The sequence below is a fragment of the Streptosporangium sp. NPDC050855 genome (assembly GCF_044456585.1).
Taxonomy (GTDB): Bacteria; Actinomycetota; Actinomycetes; order Streptosporangiales; family Streptosporangiaceae; genus Streptosporangium; species Streptosporangium longisporum.
Window position 1 is genome coordinate 63,024 of the sequence record NZ_JBITFY010000027.1, and the last position, 22,989, is coordinate 86,012.

The 22,989-nt window shown below is 72.3% G+C and carries 22 protein-coding genes; 10 read left to right on the plus strand and 12 right to left on the minus strand.

Translation table 11 applies throughout. The features are described from left to right. Positions 1 to 10: 10 nt before the first annotated feature. From ACIBCT_RS36455 to ACIBCT_RS36480, 6 genes are all read right to left on the minus strand, one after another. On the minus strand, positions 11 to 1,759 hold the full coding sequence (locus ACIBCT_RS36455; protein WP_399196558.1) for an FAD-dependent oxidoreductase: 1,749 nt from the start codon (positions 1,757 to 1,759) through the stop codon (positions 11 to 13). Between the two features lie 80 nt (positions 1,760 to 1,839). Further along, positions 1,840 to 2,838 (minus strand): TrmB family transcriptional regulator, encoded by a 999-nt coding sequence (locus ACIBCT_RS36460; protein ID WP_399196559.1) that lies wholly within the window; start codon positions 2,836 to 2,838, stop codon positions 1,840 to 1,842. A gap of 192 nt (positions 2,839 to 3,030) precedes the next feature. Further along, a complete protein-coding gene (locus tag ACIBCT_RS36465; protein ID WP_399196560.1) occupies positions 3,031 to 3,621 on the minus strand; it encodes a TetR/AcrR family transcriptional regulator in 591 nt (196 codons plus the stop codon). A 124-nt stretch (positions 3,622 to 3,745) separates the two neighbouring features. Then, the gene (gene glnII / locus ACIBCT_RS36470; RefSeq protein ID WP_399196561.1) at positions 3,746 to 4,759 is read right to left on the minus strand and encodes a glutamine synthetase; all 1,014 of its coding nucleotides are present in this window, start codon (positions 4,757 to 4,759) and stop codon (positions 3,746 to 3,748) included. A gap of 200 nt (positions 4,760 to 4,959) precedes the next feature. After that, positions 4,960 to 5,667 carry a MerR family transcriptional regulator gene (locus ACIBCT_RS36475; RefSeq protein ID WP_399196562.1) on the minus strand — a complete coding sequence of 236 codons (708 nt, stop codon included), beginning with the start codon at positions 5,665 to 5,667 and terminating at the stop codon, positions 4,960 to 4,962. Positions 5,668 to 5,745: 78 nt separating this feature from the next. Then, the gene (locus ACIBCT_RS36480; RefSeq protein ID WP_399196563.1) at positions 5,746 to 6,258 is read right to left on the minus strand and encodes a hypothetical protein; all 513 of its coding nucleotides are present in this window, start codon (positions 6,256 to 6,258) and stop codon (positions 5,746 to 5,748) included. Between the two features lie 218 nt (positions 6,259 to 6,476). On the opposite strand from ACIBCT_RS36480, the gene ACIBCT_RS36485 reads away from it, so the two are divergent. The 6 genes from ACIBCT_RS36485 (at position 6,477) to ACIBCT_RS36510 (ending at position 12,085) form a co-directional block, all read left to right on the plus strand. Continuing rightward, the gene (locus tag ACIBCT_RS36485; protein ID WP_399196564.1) at positions 6,477 to 7,352 is read left to right on the plus strand and encodes a MurR/RpiR family transcriptional regulator; all 876 of its coding nucleotides are present in this window, start codon (positions 6,477 to 6,479) and stop codon (positions 7,350 to 7,352) included. A gap of 2 nt (positions 7,353 to 7,354) precedes the next feature. After that, positions 7,355 to 8,242 carry a sugar isomerase domain-containing protein gene (locus ACIBCT_RS36490; RefSeq protein WP_399196565.1) on the plus strand — a complete coding sequence of 296 codons (888 nt, stop codon included), beginning with the start codon at positions 7,355 to 7,357 and terminating at the stop codon, positions 8,240 to 8,242. A 28-nt stretch (positions 8,243 to 8,270) separates the two neighbouring features. Continuing rightward, positions 8,271 to 9,695 (plus strand): N-acetylglucosamine/diacetylchitobiose ABC transporter substrate-binding protein, encoded by a 1,425-nt coding sequence (gene ngcE, locus ACIBCT_RS36495; RefSeq protein ID WP_399196566.1) that lies wholly within the window; start codon positions 8,271 to 8,273, stop codon positions 9,693 to 9,695. 46 nt (positions 9,696 to 9,741) lie between these two features. Next, entirely contained in the window at positions 9,742 to 10,644 is a 903-nt protein-coding gene (locus tag ACIBCT_RS36500) for a carbohydrate ABC transporter permease (RefSeq protein ID WP_399196567.1), read from the plus strand. Further along, positions 10,644 to 11,555, plus strand: a complete 912-nt coding sequence (locus ACIBCT_RS36505; RefSeq protein WP_399196568.1) for a carbohydrate ABC transporter permease — start codon at positions 10,644 to 10,646, stop codon at positions 11,553 to 11,555. Before ACIBCT_RS36500 ends, ACIBCT_RS36505 begins: the two co-directional genes overlap by 1 nt. A gap of 146 nt (positions 11,556 to 11,701) precedes the next feature. Further along, positions 11,702 to 12,085 (plus strand): VOC family protein, encoded by a 384-nt coding sequence (locus ACIBCT_RS36510; RefSeq protein ID WP_399196569.1) that lies wholly within the window; start codon positions 11,702 to 11,704, stop codon positions 12,083 to 12,085. A 43-nt stretch (positions 12,086 to 12,128) separates the two neighbouring features. Here ACIBCT_RS36510 and ACIBCT_RS36515 read toward each other — a convergent pair whose 3' ends face one another. The 3 genes from ACIBCT_RS36515 to ACIBCT_RS36525 form a co-directional block, all read right to left on the minus strand. Further along, the gene (locus tag ACIBCT_RS36515; RefSeq protein ID WP_399196570.1) at positions 12,129 to 13,100 is read right to left on the minus strand and encodes a zinc-binding dehydrogenase; all 972 of its coding nucleotides are present in this window, start codon (positions 13,098 to 13,100) and stop codon (positions 12,129 to 12,131) included. Between the two features lie 114 nt (positions 13,101 to 13,214). Continuing rightward, a complete protein-coding gene (locus tag ACIBCT_RS36520; RefSeq protein WP_399196571.1) occupies positions 13,215 to 13,898 on the minus strand; it encodes a DNA alkylation repair protein in 684 nt (227 codons plus the stop codon). A gap of 83 nt (positions 13,899 to 13,981) precedes the next feature. Beyond that, positions 13,982 to 14,671, minus strand: coding sequence for a TetR/AcrR family transcriptional regulator (locus ACIBCT_RS36525; RefSeq protein ID WP_399196572.1), 690 nt, complete (start codon positions 14,669 to 14,671; stop codon positions 13,982 to 13,984). A gap of 456 nt (positions 14,672 to 15,127) precedes the next feature. Between ACIBCT_RS36525 and ACIBCT_RS36530 the strand changes: the two genes are divergently transcribed. The 3 genes from ACIBCT_RS36530 (at position 15,128) to ACIBCT_RS36540 (ending at position 18,482) form a co-directional block, all read left to right on the plus strand. Beyond that, entirely contained in the window at positions 15,128 to 16,654 is a 1,527-nt protein-coding gene (locus ACIBCT_RS36530; RefSeq protein ID WP_399196573.1) for a glycoside hydrolase family 3 protein, read from the plus strand. A 71-nt stretch (positions 16,655 to 16,725) separates the two neighbouring features. After that, positions 16,726 to 17,427: a pentapeptide repeat-containing protein gene (locus ACIBCT_RS36535; protein ID WP_399196574.1), complete on the plus strand. Its 702-nt coding sequence runs from the start codon at positions 16,726 to 16,728 to the stop codon at positions 17,425 to 17,427. Positions 17,428 to 17,645: 218 nt separating this feature from the next. Beyond that, positions 17,646 to 18,482 (plus strand): RimK family alpha-L-glutamate ligase, encoded by an 837-nt coding sequence (locus ACIBCT_RS36540; protein WP_399196575.1) that lies wholly within the window; start codon positions 17,646 to 17,648, stop codon positions 18,480 to 18,482. A 54-nt stretch (positions 18,483 to 18,536) separates the two neighbouring features. On the opposite strand, the gene ACIBCT_RS36545 is transcribed toward ACIBCT_RS36540, so the two are convergent. Continuing rightward, the gene (locus ACIBCT_RS36545; protein ID WP_399196576.1) at positions 18,537 to 19,220 is read right to left on the minus strand and encodes a TetR/AcrR family transcriptional regulator; all 684 of its coding nucleotides are present in this window, start codon (positions 19,218 to 19,220) and stop codon (positions 18,537 to 18,539) included. Between the two features lie 175 nt (positions 19,221 to 19,395). Here ACIBCT_RS36545 and ACIBCT_RS36550 point away from each other — a divergent pair, with 175 nt between their 5' ends. Next, the gene (locus ACIBCT_RS36550) at positions 19,396 to 20,355 is read left to right on the plus strand and encodes an NAD(P)-dependent alcohol dehydrogenase (RefSeq protein ID WP_399196577.1); all 960 of its coding nucleotides are present in this window, start codon (positions 19,396 to 19,398) and stop codon (positions 20,353 to 20,355) included. Positions 20,356 to 20,403: 48 nt separating this feature from the next. Here the strand turns inward: ACIBCT_RS36550 and ACIBCT_RS36555 are convergent, their stop codons facing one another. Continuing rightward, positions 20,404 to 20,580 (minus strand): hypothetical protein, encoded by a 177-nt coding sequence (locus ACIBCT_RS36555; protein WP_399196578.1) that lies wholly within the window; start codon positions 20,578 to 20,580, stop codon positions 20,404 to 20,406. Then, entirely contained in the window at positions 20,574 to 22,742 is a 2,169-nt protein-coding gene (locus ACIBCT_RS36560) for a M14 family zinc carboxypeptidase (protein WP_399196579.1), read from the minus strand. Before ACIBCT_RS36560 ends, ACIBCT_RS36555 begins: the two co-directional genes overlap by 7 nt. Positions 22,743 to 22,989 lie beyond the last annotated feature (247 nt).

Below are 22,989 nucleotides of genomic sequence, written 5' to 3' on the forward strand. Positions count from 1 at the left end.
TCCGGGGCGGTCACGTCTTCTCCAGGTAGCGGTGGACCAGGGCGACGGCCATCGCGCCCTCGCCGACCGCCGAGGCGACCCGCTTGATCGACTCGGCCCGGACGTCACCGGCGGCGAACACCCCCGGGACGTTCGTCTCCAGGTGGTAGGGCTCGCGCCGGAGCGACCAGTTGCGCGGCCGCCTCTCACCGGCGGTCAGGTCGGGGCCGGTGAGGATGAAGCCCCTGTCGTCGCGCTCGATGATCTCACCCAGCCAGTCGGTGAACGGCTCGGCGCCGATGAAGACGAACAGCCACTCGGCGTCGGCCGTGCGCTCGCCGTCCGCGTCCTTGAGCGTGATCCGCTCCAGGTGGCCGTCGCCCTCGGCCCCCACCACCTCGGTGCCCAGGTGCACCTCGATGTTCGGGATCCGGGAGATCTGCTCGATCAGGTAGTGCGACATGGTCCGCTCCAGGCCGTCGCCCCTGACGATCAGGTGGACCTTGCTGGCGTACCCCGACAGGTAGACCGCGCCCTGGCCGGCCGAGTTGGCGGCGCCGACGATGTAGACCTCGCGGTCCCGGCACTCGGGCGCCTCGGTCAGGGCCGCGCCGTAGTAGCAGCCGGAGCCGATGAAGTCGTCCAGGCCCGGGGCGCCGAGGCGCCGGTAGGAGACGCCGGTGGCGAGGATCACGGTGTGCGCGGCGATCCTGCCGCCGTCGTCGAAACCGACCACCCGGGCCTGGCCCTTGACCTCCAGGCTGGTGACCGTACGGGCACTGAGCAGCTCGGCGCCGAACTTCAGCGCCTGGCGCCTGGCCCGGTCGGCGAGCTGGGCGCCGGAGACGCCGTCGGGGAAGCCCAGGTAGTTCTCGATCCGGGAGCTCTGCCCGGCCTGCCCGCCCGAGGCGTGCTGCTCGACCATCACCGTGCGCAGCCCCTCGGAGGCGCCGTAGACGGCCGCGCCCAGCCCTCCGGGACCGCCGCCGATCACGATCAGGTCGTAGAAGTCGGTGGCAGGGGCGGTGGCCAGTCCCACGGCCTGGGCCAGCTCCGCGGGGGCCGGCGCGACGAGCGTGGTGCCGTCGGCGGTGACGACCAGGGGCAGCCTGGCCGGGACCGTTCCGCCCACCGTCGCAGTCGCGGTCCCGTTCACCGTCCCGGTCGCGGTCCCGTTCACCGTCCCGCCCGCCGTCGTGTCCACCGTCGTGTCCGCCTGCCCGGCCGCCGCGAGCAGCTCGGCGCCCTCGGCGGAGTCGGCCAGCATCCAGCGGTAGGGCACCTGGTTGCGCGCCAGGAAGTCCCTGACCTCGTACGAGGGGGCCGACCAGCGCGCGCCCACCACCCGCAGCTCGTCGGACCGGCGCCGGTCCGTGCGCTGCCAGGCCTCCAGCTGGGCGTCCAGCACCGGGTAGAACTTCTCCTCGGGCGGGTCCCACGGCTTGAGCAGGTAGTGGTCCAGGTCGACCACGTTGATCGCCTGGATCGCGGCCTCGGTGTCGGCGTAGGCGGTCAGCAGCACCCGGCGGGCGTAGGGGTACAGGTCCATGGCCTGCTCCAGGAACTCCACGCCGTTCATCTGGGGCATCCGGTAGTCGGCGAGGATCGCCGCGACGTCGTCGCCGCGCAGCCGCAGCTCGCGGACGCTCGCGATGCCGTCGGCCGCGGTGTCGGCCCGGACCACGCGGTACGAGTGACCGTAGCGCCGGCGCAGGTCACGGGCCACCGAACGGGACACCCCGGGATCGTCGTCGACCGTCACGATGACCGGCTTCTCCATGTCCTGCCTTTCCCCGAGACGGAAGAACCACTGTGGGACAACCTCTACGCAGGATGCCACACGCGGGTTAAAGCACGGTTTTATCCGGCATCCGATGGATTGTCGGTTTCGGGTGCCCGCCGGGCCGGGGCGTCGCCCTCCCGCAAGGGCGCGCCGGGCTCGTCGGCCCGGCCCGCGGCCTCCTGGGGCCGCGCGCCGGGACGGCCGGGCATGCCCGCGGCGCGGAGCAGGGCGGCGGGACGGTCGTGGCCGGCGAGCAGGCTCCGGAGCTCGGCGTCACCGGCCCACAGCTCGCCCATGGTCTCGTGCCCGACCCGCTCGGCGATGATCTGCAGGGCGATGTCCTGCCTGACGTACTCCACCGCCATCGTGACCACGGCCGGGTCCTCGGTGTAGACGCCCCACGCGGCGCCTTCGGTGAACCCGCCGACCACGGTCTCCCGGCGGTCGCCGGTGACGACCAGCAGCCGTCGGTCCAGGTCAGGCCGTCCGTGGGTCCGGTCGCCGCGCCCCTCGGGGGAGGCGGCGCGGGTGGGGAAGCGGTGCTCGTACAGCCGCCCGACCGGCTTGCGGGCCGGCCCGAAGTGCATCACCGAGGTGGCGACCCCGCGCTGGACCGCGCGCTCGACCAGCGGGAGGAGCAGCGTCATCTCCTCGGGCCAGATCGACACGAACAGGTCGGTGCGCGCCCCGGCCACCACGTCCTCGGCCCGCGCCAGGACCGCTCCGGCGTCCTTGAGGCTGTGGATCAGGTGCGCCCGGGGAGGCGCCACGATCGCCGGGAGCGAGACCTCCAGGGCCTCCATCGAGTCGTCGAACTCCCGGCGCATCCGCTGCAGCAGCGACCTCGGCGGCAGCGGCAGGTAGTCGGTGGCGTCGTCCGAGCCGCGCAGCTCGTAGGCCGCGCCCTTGGCCACCAGCTTGCCCAGCGTCTCGTAGACGGTGCTGCGGGGCACGCCGGAACGCTTGGCCACCTCGTAGCCGTTGAGAGGCTGCCCGGCACCGACCAGGGTGACGTATGCCTTGGCCTCATAGCCCGACATGCCCAAACGCTGTAATTGCTCCACTACGTCCCGCATCGCAGTTATGGTACGGCGCGAGCTACCTGTTTAGCGCTGTCCTAAAGCACCTGTTTCGAGGGATTTTCGTCACTCGTACCTGCTTTAGGCTCTGGAGCTGGGACGGAGCCCGACATGATCTAGAAAGTCCAGATTTTTACGTTTATTTAGGACAAGCCACATCTCGGCCGGGCGGGCCCTCCGGGGCCGGGTCTACGCCGCCCTCAGGGCGCCCAGGGCGAACTCCACGAGGGTGTCGGCGTAGGCGTGGGTGAGCGGGGCGGTCCGCAGCATCCAGCGGTGGTAGACCGGCCCGTACAGCAGCTCGACGGCCACGTCCAGATCCGCGTCCGCGGCCACCTGGCCCGCCCGCTGGGCGCTGCGCAGCCGCTCCTTGGTCGCCTCCAGGTGCGGTCCCATGACCCGCTCGGTGATCTCGGCGTTCATCGACGGGTCCTGCAGCAGCTCCAGGTTCAGGGCTCGGCTCATCGCCTCCAGCCTGGGGTCGTTGTACTCGTCCACGATGGCCCGCAGCACCTGCCGCAGGTCGGCCCCGAGATCCCCGGTGTCGGGCAGCGACAGGTCCTGCCCCTCGCCCCCGCCCATGGAGAGCACGGCCTCGACGAAGACGGCGCCCTTGGACGGCCACCAGCGGTAGATGGTCTGCTTGCCCACTCCCGCGCGGGCGGCGATCGCCTCTATCGTCAGCTTGGCGTACCCGGTCTCGGCGACCAGGTCGAAGGCGGCGGTCAGGATGGCCTGGCGGGACTGCTCGCTGCGACGGGCCGGGTTCGGTGTCTTCACGGCTCGAATGTACCAAGTGATGAGCCGAAACGTCTCGTCTTGTCAGAGGGGCCACCGGGAACGCCGAGGGCCGCGGAACGCCCCCGGCAGGACGGTTCCGCGGCCCTCGGGCCGACCGGTCGGATCAGACCTGGCCGGCCTTCTCCAGAGCGGAGCAGCAGGTGTTCACGATCAGGCGGGTCACCAGGTACGGGTCGACGTTGGCGTTCGGACGCCGGTCCTCGATGTAGCCCCTCTTCTCCACCTCGACCTGCCACGGGATGCGGACCGAGGCGCCGCGGTCGGAGACGCCGTAGCTGAACTCGTTCCACGGGGCGGTCTCGTGCAGGCCGGTGAGGCGGTCCTCGATGCCGACGCCGTAGTGCTTGACGTGCTCCAGGGCGTTGCCGCTGAGGGCCTCGCAGGCGGTGATGATCGGGTCGTAGCCCTCGCGCATCGCCTTGGTGGAGAAGTTGGTGTGCGCGCCCGCGCCGTTCCAATCGCCCTTCACCGGCTTGGCGTCCAGGGTGGCGGCGATGTTGAAGTCCTCGGCCGTGCGGTAGAGCAGCCAGCGGGCGATCCACATGTGGTCGGAGACCTCCACGGGGCCGGCCGGGCCGATCTGGAACTCCCACTGACCGGGCATGACCTCGGCGTTGATGCCGGAGATGGCCAGGCCGGCCTGGATGCAGTAGTCGAGGTGCTTCTCGACGATTTCACGGCCGAAGACCTCGTCGGCGCCGACGCCGCAGTAGTAGCCGCCCTGCGGGGCGGGGAAGCCGCCGAGCGGGAAGCCGAGCGGGCGGCCCTCCTTGAAGAAGGTGTACTCCTGCTCGATGCCGAACCACGACTCCTGGTCGGCGTACTTCTCCGCGACCTCGACGAGGGCCGCGCGGGTGTTGCTCTCGTGCGGGGTCATGTCGATGTTGAGGACCTCGCACAGCACCAGCACGTCCGCGCCGCCGCGGATCGGGTCCGGGCAGGTGAACACGGGCTTGAGCACGCGGTCGGAGGAGGAACCGTCGGCCTGGTTCGTGCTGGACCCGTCGAAGCCCCAGATCGGGAGCTCGGCGCCGTCCGCCAGGACCTTGGTCTTGGAGCGGAGCTTGGCGGTCGGCTTGGTGCCGTCGATCCAGATGTATTCAGCCTTGAAGGTCATCGGCGAGGTCCTTGAGGATGGAGGGATCTGCTGCCCTCAAAGATTCGCAAGTCGCGATTTCGCATCTGTTGCCCATGTGTGAACAGAATGTTACTCGCCGCCGTTTGGGCAGGCAGGCGCGGTGAGAAAAGTTCGCACTCACCGTTTTCACGGCTGTGAGCTGCCCTTTTCCCGGTCCGCGAGGGCGAGGGAGACGTTCGTCACCCGGGCGGTCCGGTGCCGTCCGGAGCGTCGTCCGAGGTGTCGGCTCGGGTGTCGGCTCGGGTGCCGGCTCGGGTGTCGGCGAAGACCCGGGCGGAGACCGACTCGTGGGCCAGGCGCCGCATGATGTCCAGCACCCTGCCGTGCAGGACGGTGCCGAGGACCAGGGCCTCGACCGCCGCCTCCCTGGGGCCGTCGACGGGGATCGCGCGCATCTCGTGCTCGGTCACCAGGTTCAGGGCGGTGCTCGCGTAGGGGAGCAGGGCCTCGCCGTCGGCGGGCATGCCCAGCCGGACGAGGGTGAGGATGACCTGGGCCAGCTCCTGGCGGGTGGGGGCGGCCGGGTCGATCCGCCAGCCCAGCTCCTCGATCAGGGCGTCGGCCCTGGCGCGGGCCTCGGTCCAGTCCTGGCCGGAGGCGTCCGGCTCGACGGGGGGCGCGATGGCGTACTGCGCGGTTCCGAGCACGTGGTGCAGGCTCAGGGTCCTGTCGTCGACGGCCTCGATGACCCTGCGGATGGACGCGATCGGCAGCCGGCCGACCTCCAGCAGCGCCCGGATCAGCCGGAGCCGCCGCAGGTGGTCCTCGCCGTACCGCGCCCTGGTGGCCGAGGTCTGCTCGCCCGCGGGGAGCAGACCCTCGCGCAGGTAGTACTTGATCGTTGGGATGGCCACGCCCGATGCGGCGCTGAGTTCTGATATCCGCATTGTTGGATAGTACAGGTAGCCAATGAGATGGCGTCCTTTAGTCTACCGAGCAAGCACTTGCCCAGGAGAAAGGGGCGCTCAGCCGGGCTCGCCCCAGCCGTCGTCGCGGGCCTTGGCCAGCTCGGCCTCCATCTCCTCCAGGTCCCGCATGAAGCCCGCGAACCCCCTCGGGCCCAGGCGGCGCCAGACGAGCAGCTGCAGGGAGAGCGTCTCCTCGTCCAGCTCCGTCCTGGTGGGCTCCGCGGAAGGGGAAGAGGGCTCCTCGACCGGGGAGAGCCTCGCGATCGGCGAGACCTCCCGGCGCGGCTCGGACTCCCGCGGCCTGGACTCCCGCGACCTGGAATCCCGGGGCGCGGAGTCCCGGGGCGCGGGCTCCCGGCGGCGCGGTGACGGCACCTGCCGCATCCGCCGGTCGGCGGCCTGCAGCTCCTCGACGGTCAGGCGGACACCGTGTTCACGCTCCAGCAGCCACAGGTGCGGTTCGTCGCGCAGCCTCTGCTCCCCGGCGCGCCGGGCGCGGCGGGCGGCCAGCTCGTCGTGGACGTGCGTGCCGGGAACCTGGTGCGGCGCGTCGGCCGGACGTCGAGTCATCGTGGGTTCGCCTCCGTCAGGCGGCTCCTCGTGTGGAACCTTTGTTAAAAACGACGCCCAGGACCCCGCAAAGGTTGTCGATCCTCTTTCCCGGAAGCCCGGATCGTCCGCCCGAGGCCGCGATCGGGAAGGGGCCGAGCCCTTTTCGTGTCCCGGACGGCCTTGACGCGGCCTCGATGTGAGAATAATTTTCATCCAATTGACCAGTGGTGAAAGGAATGCCTGTGGCCGCAGGTGCGCTCGGACGCATCCGGACCGAGACCCCGGCGCTGCCCGAGGCGCTGCGCCGGGTGGGGGAGGCGATCCTGGCCGACCCGGCCGCGGCGGCCCGCTCCACGATCATCACGCTGGCCGAGCGGAGCGGCAGCTCGCCCGCCACCGTCACCCGCTTCTGCCGGGTGTTCGGCTTCGCCGGGTACGCGGGGCTGCGGGTCGCGCTGGCCACCGAGGACGGCCGGGCCGCGCAGGCCAACTGGGACATGGGGGTGGGGCACGAGATCGGCCCCACCGACCCGCTCGACGCGGCGATCGGGGTGATGGCCGCCGCCGACTCCCGGCTCATCCAGGAGACCGCGGCACAGCTCGACGCGGGCACCGTCACCACGGTCGCCGAGGCCGTCGTCGCGGCCCGCCGCGTCCTCATCTTCGGCGTCTCCACCAGCGGCGCGGTGGCCGGGATGGCGGGCGGGCGGCTGCGCCGGATCCGGATCCCCTGCTGGAGCCACGCCGACGCGCACGAGGCGCTCGCCGACGCCGCGCTGCTCGGCGAGGGCGACGTCGCGATCGGCATCTCCCACCAGGGCCGTACCCGCGAGGTGCTGGAGTCCCTCGCCGAGGCGGGCGACAGGGGAGCGCTGACCGTGGCGGTCACCTCCTTCGCCCGCTCCCCGCTGGCGGAGCTGGCCGACCTGGTGCTGACCACGGCCAGCCGCGAGACCACCTTCCGGCTGGGCGGCCTGGCCGCCGTCCACTCCCAGCTGTTCGTCCTCGACACGATCTACGTCGCGGTCGCGCAGCGCACCTACGAGCAGACCAACGAGGCGTTCGAGCGGACGATCCGGGCTCTGGAGAGCCATCGCGTCGAGAGGAACTGAGCGTGGACGGCACAACGGACGGCACGGCCGACGACGGCACGGCGCACGACGGCGCCATGGTCGACGGCACGGGGCACGACGGCAGGGTGCACGACGGCACGGGGCACGACGGCAGGGTGCGCGACGGCACGGTGGACGTGGGGGCCGCCGACTACGTCGACCGGGTGAAGGCCCTGGTCGACGAGGTCTCCCGGACCCAGACGGACGCGGTGGGACGGGCTGCCGAGCTCATGGTCGCCTGCCTGCTCGACGACGGCGTGATCCAGGCGTTCGGCTCGGGACACTCCGAGGCGATCGCCATGGAGATCGCCGGGCGCGCGGGCGGACTGGTGCCCAGCAACCGCCTGGCCCTGCGCGACGTCGTGCTGTACGGCGAGGCCCCGGTCGCCACCCTGCTCGGGCCGGCCGGTGAGCTGGAGCGCGACCCGTCGGTCGCCCGGCGGATCTACGACCTGGCGCCCGTCCGGCCGCAGGACGTCTTCGTGCTGATCTCCAGCTCGGGGGTGAACGGCTCGGTGGTCGAGCTGGCCTCGATCGTCAAGGAGCGGGGGCACGGCCTGATCGCCCTGACCTCGGTGCGGCACAGCACCGCGATGACCTCCCGCCACCCCTCGGGCCGCAAGCTGCTCGACCTCGCCGACGTCGTGCTCGACAACCGCGCCCCGTACGGCGACGCGGTCCTGCCGCTGCCGGGCGGCGGCACGTTCGGGGCGGTCTCCACGATCACCTCGGCGCTGCTGGCCCAGATGGTCGTGGCCGAGGTGGTACGCGGCCTGACCCGGGCGGGCCGGACCCCGCCGATCTACCGCTCCGCCAACGTGACCGGCGGCGACGAGCACAACCGCCTTCTCGAGAACCGCTATGCCGGACGGATCCGGCGGGGTGCCTGACCACCGCCTTCCACTCCCAGGAGGAAGCATGAACCAGGGAAGCATGAACCAGCCGACCAGGCGTGAGCTCCTGCGCGGCGCGGCCCTGGCCGGTCTCGCCCTGCCGGTCCTGTCCGCGTGCGCCACCCCGGCCGGGAACGGCGGCGCCGCGTCCTCGGCCCCCGCCGCCGGGGCCACCAGCGCGGCCAACCCGCTCGGCTTCGCCGAGAACAGGCCCCTGGAGATCTGGATCTTCGACGGCGGGTTCGGCGACGCCTACGCCCGCGACGTCCACGAGCGGATCCTCAAGGCGAAACACCCCGGCCTGGAGATCGAGCACAACGCGACCAAGGAGGTCGCCAAGACCCTCCAGCCACGCTTCGCCGGGGGGAACCCGCCGGAGGTCGTCAACAACTCCGGCGCGGGCGCCATGGACTTCGGCGCCCTGGTCCAGGACGGCCAGCTCGCCGACCTCACGCCGCTGTACGACGCGCCGAGCTGGGACGACCCCGCCGTGAAGGTGCGCGACACCATCGACCCCGCCGCCATCGAGCTGGGCAGCTACGACGGCAGGCCGTACGTCCTCAACTACGCCAACACCGTCTGGGGCATCTGGTACTCGCGCAAGCTCTTCGAGGCCGAGGGCTGGCAGGTCCCGAAGACCTGGGACGACTTCCTGGCCCTGTGCGAGACCATCAAGAAGGCCGGCAGGACGGCCCCCTTCACCTACGCGGGCAAGCACCCGTTCTACATCTACGAGGCGATCCTCACGCTCGCCGCGAAGATCGGCGGCAAGGACGTGCTCAAGAACATCGACAACCTCCAGGAGGGAGCCTGGAAGGCGGAACCGGTCAGGCAGGCCGCCGAGGCGTTCGCCGAGCTCGGGTCGAAGTACCTGCTCCAGGGCACCGCCGGGCTCGACCACGTGCAGACCCAGACCGCCCAGAACAGGGGCCAGGTCGCGATGCTGCCCTGCGGCTCCTGGCTGGAGAACGAGCAGAAGGACTCCATCCCCGACGGCTTCGAATACGCCATGTTCCCGCTGCCCGACTTCGGCTCCTCCGACGCCCTGCCGTACGGCACCCTGCACGCCCAGCCGGGCGAGGAGTACATCGTCCCGGCCAGGTCGGCCAACCCCCGCGCGGGCCTGGAGTACATGCGCGCCATGCTCTCCAAGGAGGGGGCGGGCGGGTTCATGGAGATGGTCTCCACGCTCACCGTCGTCAAGGGGGCCGACCAGGGCCGCACGCTCAAGCCGGGCCTGAAGAGCGCCTCGACCGCGCTGGCCGCCGCGGGCGACAACGCCGTCTGGTTCCTGTTCCGCAAGTGGTACGCCGAGCTGCACGACGAGGTGGCCGCGGCCTCCGGGCAGCTCATGTCCGGCAAGCTGTCCGTCACCGAGTGGGCGGACCGCGCGCAGCGGAAGGCGGACGCGGTCAAGGCGGACTCCTCGGTGAAGAAGTTCGGCCGGTGACGGCCGCGCGGGGCGGCGCGGCGGCCGGGGGACGGCGGGGCCGGTCATGAACCACGGCAGGACACGGTTCGTCGCCGGTTTCCTCGCGCTCCCGGTGGCGCTCTACCTGATCTACGTGATCGCGCCCTACGCGCAGGCCTTCTCCATCGCGTTCACCGACTGGCGCGGGGTGAACGCGACCCCGCGGTTCGTGGGAGCGGAGAACTTCCGGCGGCTGCTGGACGACCACGTGTTCTGGACGGCGGTCGGCCACAACCTGCTCCTGCTGATCCTGCTGCCGGTCCTCACCCTCGGGATCGCCCTGTTCTTCGCGTTCCTGCTGAACGCGGGCGGGCGGGGCGGCACCGCGGGCGTGCGGGGGTCGAGGTTCTACCGGGTGGTGTTCTTCTTCCCCCAGGTGCTGGCCGTCGCCGTGGTCGCCGTGCTGTTCCAGCAGGTCTTCCGGCCCGACCGCAGCGGCATGCTCAACGCGCCGCTCATCGCGCTCGGGTTCGAGCCGATCGGCTTCCTGTCCAGCACCGACGTGGCGTTCTGGTCGATCCTCGCCGTGCTGGTCTGGCAGGCGGTCGGCTTCTACGTCGTGCTGTTCTCCGCGGGCATCGCCTCCATCCCGCGCGAGCTGTTCGAGGCGGCGGCGATCGACGGCGCCCAGGGAGCGCCGCTGTTCCTGCGGGTCACGCTGCCGCTGCTCTGGGACACCGTCCAGGTCGGCTGGGTCTACCTCGGCATCGCGGCCCTCGACGTCTTCGCCATCGTGTGGGTGATGACGGCCGAGCACGGCGGGCCCGACCACTCCACCACCGTGATGGCGGCCGAGATCTACCGCACCGCCTTCCAGTACTTCAAGTTCGGCTACGCCTCGGCGATGGGCGTGGTGCTGTTCTTCTTCACCATCGGGTTCGCGATCCTGGCCCTGCGCCTGTCGCGACGTGAGCGGATCGAGTTCTGATGGCGGACGCCGTGATCCCCCACAGCCGGGCGTACGCCCGCAAGGAGCGCCGCAGGCGCCTGGGCCCGCTGTCGGCGCTGACGCACGTCGCGCTCCTGGCGTGGACCGTCCTGGTCGTGGTGCCCATCGTGTGGACGTTCCTGGCGTCGGTGAAGAGCGAGGACGAGATCTTCGGGGACGCCTGGTCGCTGCCGGCCACGCTCCGCCTGGACAACTGGGCCCGCGCCTGGGAGCAGGCGCGCATCGGCCAGTACATGATCAACAGCGTCGTGGTGGTGGCCTTCGGCACGTTCGGCACGATGCTGCTCGGCTCGATGGCCGCGTACGTGCTGGCCCGCTACCGCTTCCGCGGCAACCGGGCCGTCTACCTGCTGTTCGTCTCCGGGCTGGCCTTCCCGGTCTACCTGGCGCTGACCCCGCTGTTCTTCGTGGTGCAGAACATGGGGGCGGTCCCGGTCATCGGCCCGTACATCGGGCTGAACACGCACGGCGGGCTGGTGCTGGTCTACATCGCCTACTCGCTGCCCTTCACGGTGTTCTTCCTGGCCGCGTTCTTCAGGACGCTGCCCGGCGCGGTGGCCGAGGCGGCCTTCGTGGACGGGGCCTCGCACGCCCGGGTTTTCTTCCAGGTCATGCTGCCGATGGCCAAGCCGGGCATCGTCAGCGTGACCATCTTCAACGTGCTCGGCCAGTGGAACCAGTACCAGCTCCCCCTGGTGCTGCTCACCTCCGACCGGGAGAAATGGGTGCTCACCCAGGGCATCGCCGACATCTCCACGGCCGCCGGCTACGACGCCGACTGGGCGGCCCTGTTCGCCGCGCTGAGCATGGCCATCCTGCCGATGCTGATCGTGTACACCCTCTTCCAGAGCCAGATCCAGAAGGGCCTCACCGCGGGCGCGCTCAAGTGACGCGGCCCGGCAGGGAGGCCGGGGCGACGGCCCGCGACGGGTGGCGTACACCCGGCACCACCCGGCCGCAGCTACCCGTCGCGGACCGTCGCGGGCCGTTCCGGGGCGGTCCGGGCCGTCGCGGGGGCGCCGCTATCGTGTGGCGCATGCACCGCACCCGCCTGTACGCCGTCATCATCGACGCCCCCCGACAGGAGGCGTCCCGGGCCGCCGATTTCTGGGCCGCCGTGCTCGGGAGCACGCCCCGGCCGGTACCGGCCGAGCCGCAGTTCACCGACCTGCCGGAGGCCGTCCCCGGCCTGACCGTGGCGGTGCAGGCGGTCGACGACACGGCCCGCTACCACCTCGACATCGAGACCGACGACGTGGACGCCGAGACCGAACGCCTGCTGGCCCTCGGGGCGACCGAGGTCGACCGCTGGCTGGAGTGCCGCATCCTGCGGGCGCCCGGGGGGCACCTCCTGTGCGTCGTGCCCGTGCACAGCGACCCCGAGTTCTTCGCCGCGCACGCCCGCACGATAACCCCGTGACCCTCGCGACCCCCTGACCCCCGTTCTCGGTGCCCTGGGGTCCTCAGACGAGCAGCAGCGACTTGCCGACCGTGCGACGTTCGGCGAGGGAGGTGTGCGCGTCCCTCGCCCGCTCCAGCGGGAAGGTCGCGCCGATGTGCGGCCGGATCCTTCCCTCGGCGGCCAGCGAGAGCGCCTCCGCGAGCAGTTCCCGCACCAGGAGCGGGTCGGGCGGCCCGGCCGCCAGCGTGTTGGTCGCCCGGACCCGTCGCTCCTCGGCCAGTGACGGGTCGATCTCGAGGAACCCGCCCCCGGCGGTGCCGTAGGTGAGGAACCGGCCGCCGCCGGCCACCGTCTCGAACGTCGCCCTGCCGAGTTCGCCGCCCGCGCCGTCGAAGGCGAGGTCGACCCCGGCGCCGCCGGTCACCTCGCGCACCCGGTCCCCCCAGCCCGCGAGCGAGTAGTCGACCGCGGCCTCCGCCCCCAGTTCGCGGGCCAGCGCCAGCTTGCGCTCGCCCCGGGCCGCCGCGACGACCCGGGCGCCGGCGTCGCGCGCCAGCTGCACCAGCAGCGACCCGGCACCGCCCGCGGCGGAGGTCACCAGCACCCACTCGTCCTTCCCGATCTCCGCCGTACGGGCGAGGTTCAGCGCGGTGACGCCGTCGTGCAGCACGGCCGCCGCCTCGGCGGACCCCAGGGCGCCGGGCACCTCCATGACCTCCTCCACGCCGGCGACGATCCGCTCGGCGTAACCGGTGGAGGCGCCGGCGACCACGCGCCGCCCGGCCCAGCCGGGATCGACGCCCTCGCCGACGGAGAGCACCCGTCCGGCACCACCGTGGCCGGGGACGTACGGGAGCGTCCGGGGGAAGAAGTCCTGTCCCCAGCCTCCGCGCAGCAGCGTGTCGAGGTAGATGACGTCGGCGGCCTCCAGCGCCACCACGACCTGTCCCGGGCCGGCGACCGGCTCGGGGACCTCCTCGAGCACCAGTACCTCGGGATCGCCGAACTCCCGTACCTGAATCGCGCGCATCATGACCAGCCTTCCCCTCGTGGTCGATCTCGTGCGCACAGCCTGAACCCTCAAGTTAAGTCGAGGTCAAATCGGGCCGCCCGATCCCCCGGGGAAGCCTCCGCGGGGGATCGGCGCTCAGCGGGTCTGGAGGTTCTTGAGGGCCTCGCGGCGGCTCAGCCCGCTGATGCCGGTGTGGTCGACGTACCGGACGACCTCGCCGGGGTTGGTCTTGGCGTACTCGCGCAGGGCCCAGCCGATCGCCTTGCGCGCGAAGAAGTCGTTGTCCGACAGGCTCGGCTCGATGCAGGCGTACAGCAGACCGGTGTCGGTGGCGGCCTTGAAGCGGTTCTGGCAGAGGATCGCGGTGCGGCGCTTCCACAGGTCGGTGCCGCGGGCCCAGCGGAGCATCAGCGGGCGCATGACGTCGGGGTAGGCGGCGAGCAGCCCGCCGATCCGGTGGACGGCGAGGTCGTCGACGTAGTCCCACCACGCCCCGGTGACGATCATCTCCTCGTACATCGGCAGCGTGTCCGTGGTCTGGAAGGCCCGGTAGAGGCGGAAGCCGGTCAGCTCGATCGCCGCATAGCGCTCCTCGCGGTACTCGGCCCCCCGCCACAGCGCCAGCGTCGCCTCCTGCCAGGCGTACGACACCTCGACCGGATACTCGGCGAAGACCCGCCGCAGCGCGGCGCGGCGGGGGGCGGCCTGCACGCCGAGGAAGGGCATCGCCGACTTCATGTAGGCCTGCATGATCGGGGCCTTGGCGGGGTCGGCCACGTCGGTGAGCGCCATGCGCACGGCTTTCTGCAGAATCTCCACGCTCGCACACCACTTCCGTTCACTTCGCGGACGCTTGATTCTCACAGGCCGTGCGGGTCGCCGCGCCGGGTTCGCCGACGCGGTCACACCTTCTGGCTGCTCCGCTCGCCGGTCGCCAGGCCGTCGAACAGGACGGTGATGTAGTGCTCGGCCAGGCTCGTGGTGTTGAGGCGGCCTCCGGGGCGGAACCAGCGCACCGCGACCCAGATGGTGTCGCGGATCATGCGGTAGGTGAGCTTGGGGTCGACGTCGGCGCGGAACAGCCCGGAGGCCTGGCCGAGCTTGATCTGCTCCACCCACATCCGCTCGACCTCGTCCTCGGCCCTGACCAGGTAGTCGAAGCGGTCGCCGGGCAGGGAGCGCAGGTAGTTCCAGTCGTTCTGCATGACGGTGATCGCGGCGCGGTGCGGCTCCAGGGTGCTGAACCCGATGCGCACCATCTCTGAGAGAATCGTGCGGGAATCGCCGCCGGCCTCCAGGGCGGCGCGGTAGCGGCCCACCAGGTCGTCGAGGAAGGTGGTCAGCACCTCGTCGACGATCGTCTCCTTGGAGTCGAAGTGGTGGTAGAGGCTGCCGGACAGGATGCCGGCCTCCTTGGCGATCTCCCGGACGCTGGTCGCCTGGAAGCCCTTGCGGGCGAAGAGCTCGGCGGCGAGCTTGACGAGGTGGTCGCGCCGCTCGGACGCGGGGCCGGAGGTGGCCGTCCGCTTGGTCGCGCCCTGGCGCTTGACCGGGGTCGTGGTCGCGCCGCCGGCGTTCTTTCGCGTGTTCACGTCCCCCATTATGAGCCCTTGCGCAATCGCTTGTTCACCTGAACGCTCCAGCTCATCCCGGCTCCCGAATGTGACCAAGCGTTTGCTACAGGGATTGTCGGGTGAAGTGACGCAGGGGTGGGACGACGGCCGATCGCCCGTCCGCTGCTCCGGCCCGGATGGTCCGCGGATCAGGACCCGGGGTTCGTCCGGTCGTTCCCGCTCCCCGCCCGCCCGTGGATTCGTGGATGGAGCGGCACGGACGGCGACGTGGACGGGCCACGGGTTCACGACCCTGGGCGTCCGGTGCCGTTCCCACATCGAAGACCCATGGTCAACCCCCTAGCAATTAGGAAACTTTCCTATTAGATTTGCGCCCAAGCCGCCGTGGGAGCGCTTTCCCGGCGGGTCGGGCAACGTGGTGTCTGACGCGTCCTCGGCAGGGAACACCGGCCGGTCGTCAGGCGAGGAGGGTGAATGAAGCGCGGCCCAGAGCTGCTCCGTCTGGCGGAGACGGTCGTCTTTCCCGGCTTCGAGGGCAGAACGCCGCCCGACTGGCTCCGTCGCCGGCTCGGTGAGGGGCTGACCGGCGTGGTGCTCTTCTCCCGGAACATCGCCACCCCCGCGCAGGTCGCCGATCTCACCGCCGCGCTCCGCGAGGAGAACCCCCAGCTCCTCGTCGGCATCGACGAGGAGTCCGGCGAGGTCACCCGCCTGGAGGCCGTGGACGGCAGCACCCGGCCGGGCAACTTCGCCCTCGGCGTGGCCGACGACCCAGCCCTCACCGAGGAGATCGCCGCGGACCTGGGCCGCGACCTGGCCGTCGCGGGGGTCAACCTCAACTTCGCCCCCTCGGCGGACGTGAACTCCAACCCCGACAACCCGGTCATCGGGCTGCGTTCCTTCGGTGCCGACCCCGACCTGGTGGCCCGGCACACCGCCGCCTGGATCCGGGGCATGCAGTCGGCGGGCGTGGCCGCGTGCGCCAAGCACTTCCCCGGCCACGGCGACACCTCGGTCGACTCCCACCACGGCGTGCCGCTCGTCACCGCCACCGCCGAGGAACTGCGCGACGTGGCCTTGCGCCCCTTCCGCGCGGCCGTCGCCCAGGGGGTACGCACCATCATGACCGGTCACCTCCTGGTCGGCGCCCTGGACCCCGCGATGCCCGCCACGCTCAGCCGGCCGATCCTGCACGGCCTGCTCAGGGACGAGCTGGGCTTCGACGGCGTCGTCGTCACCGACGGCATCGAGATGGCCGCGGTCTCCCGCTCGTACGGGATCGGCGGCGCCTCGGTCCTCGCCGTCGCCGCGGGCGCCGACGCGATCTGCGTGGGCGGCGAGCACGCCGACGAGGAGACCGCGATCGCGGTCCGCGACGCCATCGTGGACGCCGTGATCGAGGGCCGGCTCGACGAGGAGCGGCTGGCCGACGCGGCCCGCAGGGTCTGCGAGCTGGCCCTCTGGACCACCTCCGCGGCGCGCCGGACGTCCGCGAACCCCGCAGAGGACGCGCGCACCCCCTCCGGGCCGCCGATCGGCCTGGCCGCCGCACGACGGGCCCTTCGGGTGACCCGCCGCTCCGCGGCCGCGGTGCTCCCGCTCGCCTCCCCGCCGCACGTCGTCGAGCTGGCCCCCGAGATGAACCTCGCCATCGAGAAGGACACCCCCTGGGGGGTCGGCGAGCCGCTCGGCAAGCTGCTGGCCGGGACCACGGTCACCAGGCTGGAGGCCGCCACCGCCACCGGCGGGGCGATCGAGGCCGCGCTCGTCGCCGCGACCGGGCGTCCGCTGGTCGTCGTGGTCCGTGACGCCCACCGCCACGCCTGGCAGACCGACGCGCTCCGCCACCTCCTGGCCGCCCGTGCCGACGCCGTCGTGGTGGAGATGGGCCTGCCCGGCCGCTCCGACCTCGGCGCGGTCCACATCGCCACCCACGGGGCCGCCCGCGTCTGCGGCCAGGCCGCCGCCGAACTCCTGGCCGGGGAGCCGGTCGTCACCTGACCCGCGGGTCGGCCTTCTGTCCCGTGGAGGCGCCCGGTGATTCTGTCGGGGCGGGCTGCTTGAATCGCCGCATGGATGCGGCGAGGTTGCTGGCGGACCAGCGAGAGATCAAAGGGGCCGACCTGGCGGGGCTCTCGCTCGGCGGGCACCTGGCCGAGGACGGCCCCTACGTCTTCACGGAGTGCGATCTCACCGGCGCCGACCTCGCCGGGGCGTCGCTGGTGGACGCCGCCTTCGAGGGGTGCGTGCTGGAGGGGGCCGACTTCCGCCGGGCCGATCTGGACGGGGCCCGTTTCTCCGGTGGCGGGGGAGCCGGGCTCAGGTTCGGCGGTGCCGACCTCGTCGACGCGGTCTTCGGCGACGTCGACCTGTCGGGCGCGGTCTTCGAGTCGGCCCTGCTCACCGACGCCTCCTTCACCGGCTGCCGCATGATCGGTGCCGTGCTCTCCACCTGCCGGGGCACCGGCTACCGGTTCGACGGCTGCAACCTGACGCTGGCCGAGCTGGTGGGCTGCTCGTTCCGGGGCCTGCACCTGCGTGGTGTCCGCCTCGACGACGCGAACCTGTCGGGCTGTGACTTCACCAAGACCGTGTTCGAGGACTGCCGCCTGATCGGCACCCGTACCGTCGAGACGGTCTTCGCCGGTGCCGACCTGCGCGGTGCCGACCTGGGCGAGGTCGACGACACCCGGCTCCGGTCGCTGCGCGGAGCGGTCGTCAGCCCCGTCCAGGCCGCCGCCATCCTCGCCCTGCGCGGCCTGACCGTGAACTGACGGGCCGGGGCCTCACCCCGGCGTCGGCTGCTCTGAACCGGGGCCCGGGGAGGTCCTCGCGGTCTCCGGCGTCCTCAACGACGGTGACCGGGACCACCCGGCACCACCGCACCGTCCCTCGTTTCTCGTCACGGCTCCCGGGGGCGGGCGGCTGCCGGGAGACCTCCCTAAGTAAGGTGTCTCCTATTAGTTTGGTGCTGACAGAGGGAGATGTTCCGGTGGGAGCTTCCGCGGTGTACGTGACCTGGGCCGACCCCGAGAAGGTGGACGACGAGAAGGAGATCGCCGTCGCCGCCTGGGCCGAGGCGGGGATCACCGGACGGGTGGAGCGATGGGACGACCCCGGGGTCGACTGGGCCGCGTTCGACGCCGTCGTGGTCCGTACCACCTGGGACTACGTGGACCGCAGGGCGGAGTTCCTCGCCTGGGCGCGGCGCGTCGGGTCGGTCACCCGGTTGCTCAACCCGGCCGACGTGCTGGAGCGCAACACCGACAAGACCTACCTGCGGGAGCTGGACGCGCCCATCATCCCCACCTACTGGGGCGTGCCGGGCGAGGCCGTGGACTTCCCGGACCTCGACGAGTACGTGGTCAAGCCGTCGATCTCGGTGGGGGCCCGCGACACCATCAGGACCGCCGACCGTGCCGAGGCCGAGGCGCACGTGGCCCGGCTGACCGGCGCGGGGCGGACCGCGATGATCCAGCCGTACCTGGACATGGTGGAGACCGAGGGGGAGACCTCGCTGCTCTACTTCGGCGGCCGGTTCAGCCACGCCGTCCGGCGCAACGCCATGCTGGGGGGCGAGGCCAGCAAGCCGGGACAGGGGACCGACGACCACGGCCGGTTCCGTGACCCCGACCCGGACCAGGTCGCGCTGGCCGAACGGGTGCTCGCCGGATACCCGACCCTGCTGTACGCCCGGGTCGACCTGGTCCGCCTGGCCGACGGCACCCCGGCCCTGATCGAGCTGGAGCTCACCGAGCCCTACCTGTTCCTGCGGTACGCGCCCGACGCCCCCGGCAACCTGGCCCGCGCCCTGGCCGAGGCGCTCTGACCGAGGCGCTCCGGCCGCCCGCGGGCCCGTCGTTCGTGGGGACGCGGGCCCGCGTCACCCCGCCAGGCCGTGCACGTGCTCCAGGCCGAGCGGTGACGGCGGCGGCAACGGGACGGCCGGGTCGGCGCGGTCGGCGCGGAAGGAGTGGAGCAGGTAGGCCACCAGCCGCCGGGACGCCGCCGACGCCGCCTCGGCGGAGCCGGCGGTGATGCCGTTGTTGGCCATGAGCAGCAGCGTGAGGTCCGTGTGGTCGAAGTCGGCGCGCAGGTGACCGGACTCCTTGGCCCGACGGGTCAGCTCGGCGAACCCGTGCTCGGCGCGGGCGCGCTCCCGCCCGAAGCCGGCCGCGCCGGGGAACGCCCGCAGGAACGCCGCGGTGAACCCCCGGTCGACGGCCTGCATGGCGCACACCCTCTCGATGACCGTACGGAATCCGCGCCACGGGTCGGGGTCGGCGAGGGCGTCGTCGACGACCGACGCGCACGCGGTGAGCCGGTCGGCGAAGACCTCCGTGACCAGCGACTCCCGGGTGGGGAAGTGCCGGTAGAGCGTGGCCGTCCCGACACCGGCCCGGCGGGCGATCGCGGTCATCGGCACGTCGAGCCCGCGCGCGGCGAAGGCCTCACCGGCGGCCGCGACGATGCGGTCGCGGTTGTGGCGCGCGTCCGCCCGCAGCCCGCCCCCCTGGGCGGGAACGGTGCCGGAGGCGCGCGGTATCCGAGAGGAACGAGAAGGCATGTGTCTCACATCGTCTCTAAGTGGGCTACCCCGTCCGTTTGGACCATAGCCTGACCGCACCGGGGCTCTTTCCCCAGGTGACGAGGGCGGATCCGCTCGGCCGCGCGAGGTGCGGTGCGGCGGGTCCGGAGAATGCCGGTGGACACCGGCGGATCGGACGGCGACGGTGAGCCAGATGCGCGCGGCCCTGTACGACAGGTACGGGCCTCCGGAGGTGCTGTACGAGGGCAGGGTGCCCACACCGGTCGCCGGTCCCGGGGAGGTGCTGGTGCGCGTCCACGCCACCACCGTGAACGGGGGCGAGCTCATGGGCCGGGCGGGGAGGATACGGCCCGTGACGGGCCTGCCGCCGGGGCGGGGCTTCCCGAAGCGCACCGGGATCGACTTCGCCGGTGAGGTCGCGGCCCTGGGGTCGGCCATGTCCGGCCTCGCCGTGGGCGACCGGGTGTGGGGGACGTTGCCGCGCGGGGTCTTCGGGAGCAGCGCCGAGTTCGTGGTCGTCCGACCCCGGCAGCTGGCCCACGCACCGGCCGGGCTCGACCTGGTTCAGGCCGCGGCGCTGCCCGTCGGCACGACGGCGATCACCGCGCTGAGGGACAGGGCCCGTCTCAGGGAGGGGGAGCGGCTGCTGGTGCGCGGTGCCGCCGGCGGGGTCGGCAGCGTCGCCGTCCAGCTCGGCCGGGCCTACGGCGCGCGCGTCACCGGGCTCGCCGGCGCGCGGAACCTCGACCTGGTACGGGATCTCGGCGCCGACGAGGTCCTCGACTACGCGACCACCGGCCCGGCCGACCTCGGGCCGTTCGACGTGATCTTCGACAGCGCCGGCACCGACCTGGGCACCTACCGCCGCCTCCTGGCGCCTGGCGGGCGCATGGTGTCGATCACCTTCGACAGCCGGAAGGTCGTCCCTTCTCTGTCGTACGTCATCGCCTCGGTCGTGTTCGGTTCCCGCAGGGTGCGGTTCTTCAGCGGGAACCCCACCCACCGGCTCTTCGCCGACCTGACGGCGTACGTGGAGAGCGGGGCGCTGCGGCCGGTGGTGGACACCGTGCACCCGCTCGCCGACATCGCCGGGGCGCACCGCGCGCTGGAGGCCGGCGGCGTCCGGGGGAAGCACGTCGTCCGGATCGTGTGAGAACGCGGCGCGCGGCCCGTGAGGAGACGAGCCGCGCGCCGCGCCCGGTCAGTTCGGCAGGACCACCGCGAGCGGGGAGACACCCGCGGTGCGCAGCGCGCCGGGGAGCCTCCCGGCCCAGGGGTGCTCGTGCGCGTCCAGGCCGCCGGGGTTGGCGACCGTGAACCGGACCGCGCCGCCGGTGGCGGCCTGCTCGGTCCAGACGGCGCCGAGGCCCTTCAGCACCGAGGCGACCCGGTCACGGCCGGACGCCGCGACGGTGACGCGGATCGGCGACTCGCGGTCCGGGACGGCCGCCGCCGCCCTGGAGGCGTCGGGTGCAGGGGCGCGCGACGACCGGGCCGAGGCCGACGGCAGGTCGGCGGTGATCGCGTTGGCGACGATCTTCGCCGTGCCGTCGGTGAAGGCCCGGAAGTTCGGCTCGGCGGCGAACAGCACCGCGTGACCGACGCCGCCGTCCCGGCGAGCTCCTCGGCGCCCAGCGCGAAGCCGGACAGGAACCACTCGGGCGAGCCCGCGGCCGGGTAGGAGGTCAGCACGTGTGCCGGGTTCGCGGCCCGCATGACGAGGTCGTAGGCGTAGAACTGCATGACGTCCGGACCGACGTCACGGCTCAGCGGCCCCTGGGCCACGGTGGTGCGCAGCAGCGAGCCGGGGACGTCCGAGGTCGGCTCGGTCAGCGTCACACCGGAGATCCCGGCCAGCACGGCGAGCTGGGTGCCGCCCGACCAGCCGACGTAGCGCCCGCCGGCGCCGACCCAGTCGCGCAGCGCGGCGCGGCCGGTCTCGCCGAGGGTGGTGTTCGCGGCGTTCGCCGGGCCGTCCGGTACGAGCAGCACGTCCAGCCCGGCCAGGCCGCCCGCGGCCACGTCGGCCGGGGTGAGCACCCGGTAGGGCAGCTTCCAGTCGCGGTCCAGGCGGTGGCGGAGCCAGCCGGAGGACTCGGCGGCGTTCTGCGCGGTGCCGCCGGACAGCTGCAGGACGCCGATCGCGCGGGAGGTGGTGACCCGTGCCGAGGGGGCGTCCACCGCCCGCACCGGCGTGGCGAGGGGGAGCAGGGCCCGGCCGGAGGAGCCGCCGGAGACGTTGCCGAGCAGCGGCAGGCTCCACGCGGTCACGTCGTAGAAGTAGGGGAACGGCGTGTAGGTGTCCTCGTTCAGCATGGCCTGGATCCAGTGCTTCTGGCCCTGGGCCATCGGGATCCAGTAGGTGCCCCTGGGCAGCGTGGTCCTGGTCCCGGGCCTGCCGTAGGGCTTGAAGTCACCGACCGTCAGCGGCCTGGCCAGCCTGAACACCTGGACGTCCATCCGCTGGAGACGCCGTACGACGAGGTCGGTCTCGGCCTTCTTGGCCGGGTCGTCCGCGCGCAGGAAGTAGTGGCGCACCTTCCGGTCGGGCACCTGGGTGATGACCTCGTTGCCCGGGTTGTAGACCTGGTTCGGCTCCAGCCTTCCTTCGAGACCCTGCTTGAAGGCCTCGGCGTACATGCCGTGCCAGGTGGTGAGGATCTCGGTCTTCTTCGCCGCCGCGGCCGAGAGCGAGACCCACTGGGTGAGCCACTGCTCGAAGGTACGGGCGGCGATCGGGGAGGCGTTGCCCTTCTCGAACGTCATGCCCGCGGCGTTGAAGCCGGTGGTGGGGACCGTGTCGCCGTAGCCCATGTAGAACATGTCGTAGACGTCGCGGTTGAAGAACGGGATGCCGCGCCTGGTGAACTCGCCGATCATCGCGGCGCCGTAGGTGTTGTTGATCCAGTCGATCGCCGGCTCGGCGATGTCGTGGTAGAACGGGTCGGCGTTCGGCGGGAAGAAGTACTCGGTGCCGCCCATCTCGTGGGCGTCGATGAAGAGCTGCGGGGGGTACTTCCGCATCAGCTCGATCTTGCCGTCGGTCTCCGGCTGGGTCCGCGCGAACCAGTCGCGGTTCATGTCGAAGGAGTAGGCGTTCCGCCGGGTGTCGGCCTCGCGGCCGTCGGGGTTCTGGGTCGGCAGGATCACCACGACGGCGTTGTCCAGGATGCGCCTGGCCGCGCAGTCGTCCCGCCCGGCCAGGTCGTGGAGGGTCTTCAGGGCGGCGTCGGTGCCGCTCTCCTCGCCGCCGTGCACGTTCCCGGCGACCCACAGGATCGCGGGCGTGTTCCTGGCCAGGACCTTCGCGGCGCCCGCGGGGGTGAGCGGGTTGCGCAGCAGCTTGATCGAGGTCTCGATCGCGCGCAGGTTCCGGATGTTGTGCGGGGTGCCGACGACGGCGTACTTCAGGGGGCGCCCCTCGGAGCTGGTGGCCAGGGTGCCGGAGACGACCCGGTCACTGGCCCTGTCGATCGCGCCGAGCAGGGTGTCGGACTCGGCCGAGGTGACCTCGCGCTCGCCGAGGTCGAAGCCGAGCACGCTCCTGGGGGTGGGGACCCTGCCGTGGTAGGCGGGGGGAGTCCCGGTGGCGTCGCAGGCGGGCGCGGGGGGTGCGGCGGGGGTGGGATCCGCGTGGGCGGCCCCTGAGGGGAGGGGGGGGGGGGGGGGGGGGGGGGGGGGGGGGGGGGCCCGCCCCGCCGCCCCCCCCCGCCCGGGGGGGGGGGGCGGCGGCCCCCCCCCCCCGGGGCGCCCCCCCCCCCCCCCCCCCCCCCCCCCCCCCCAAACC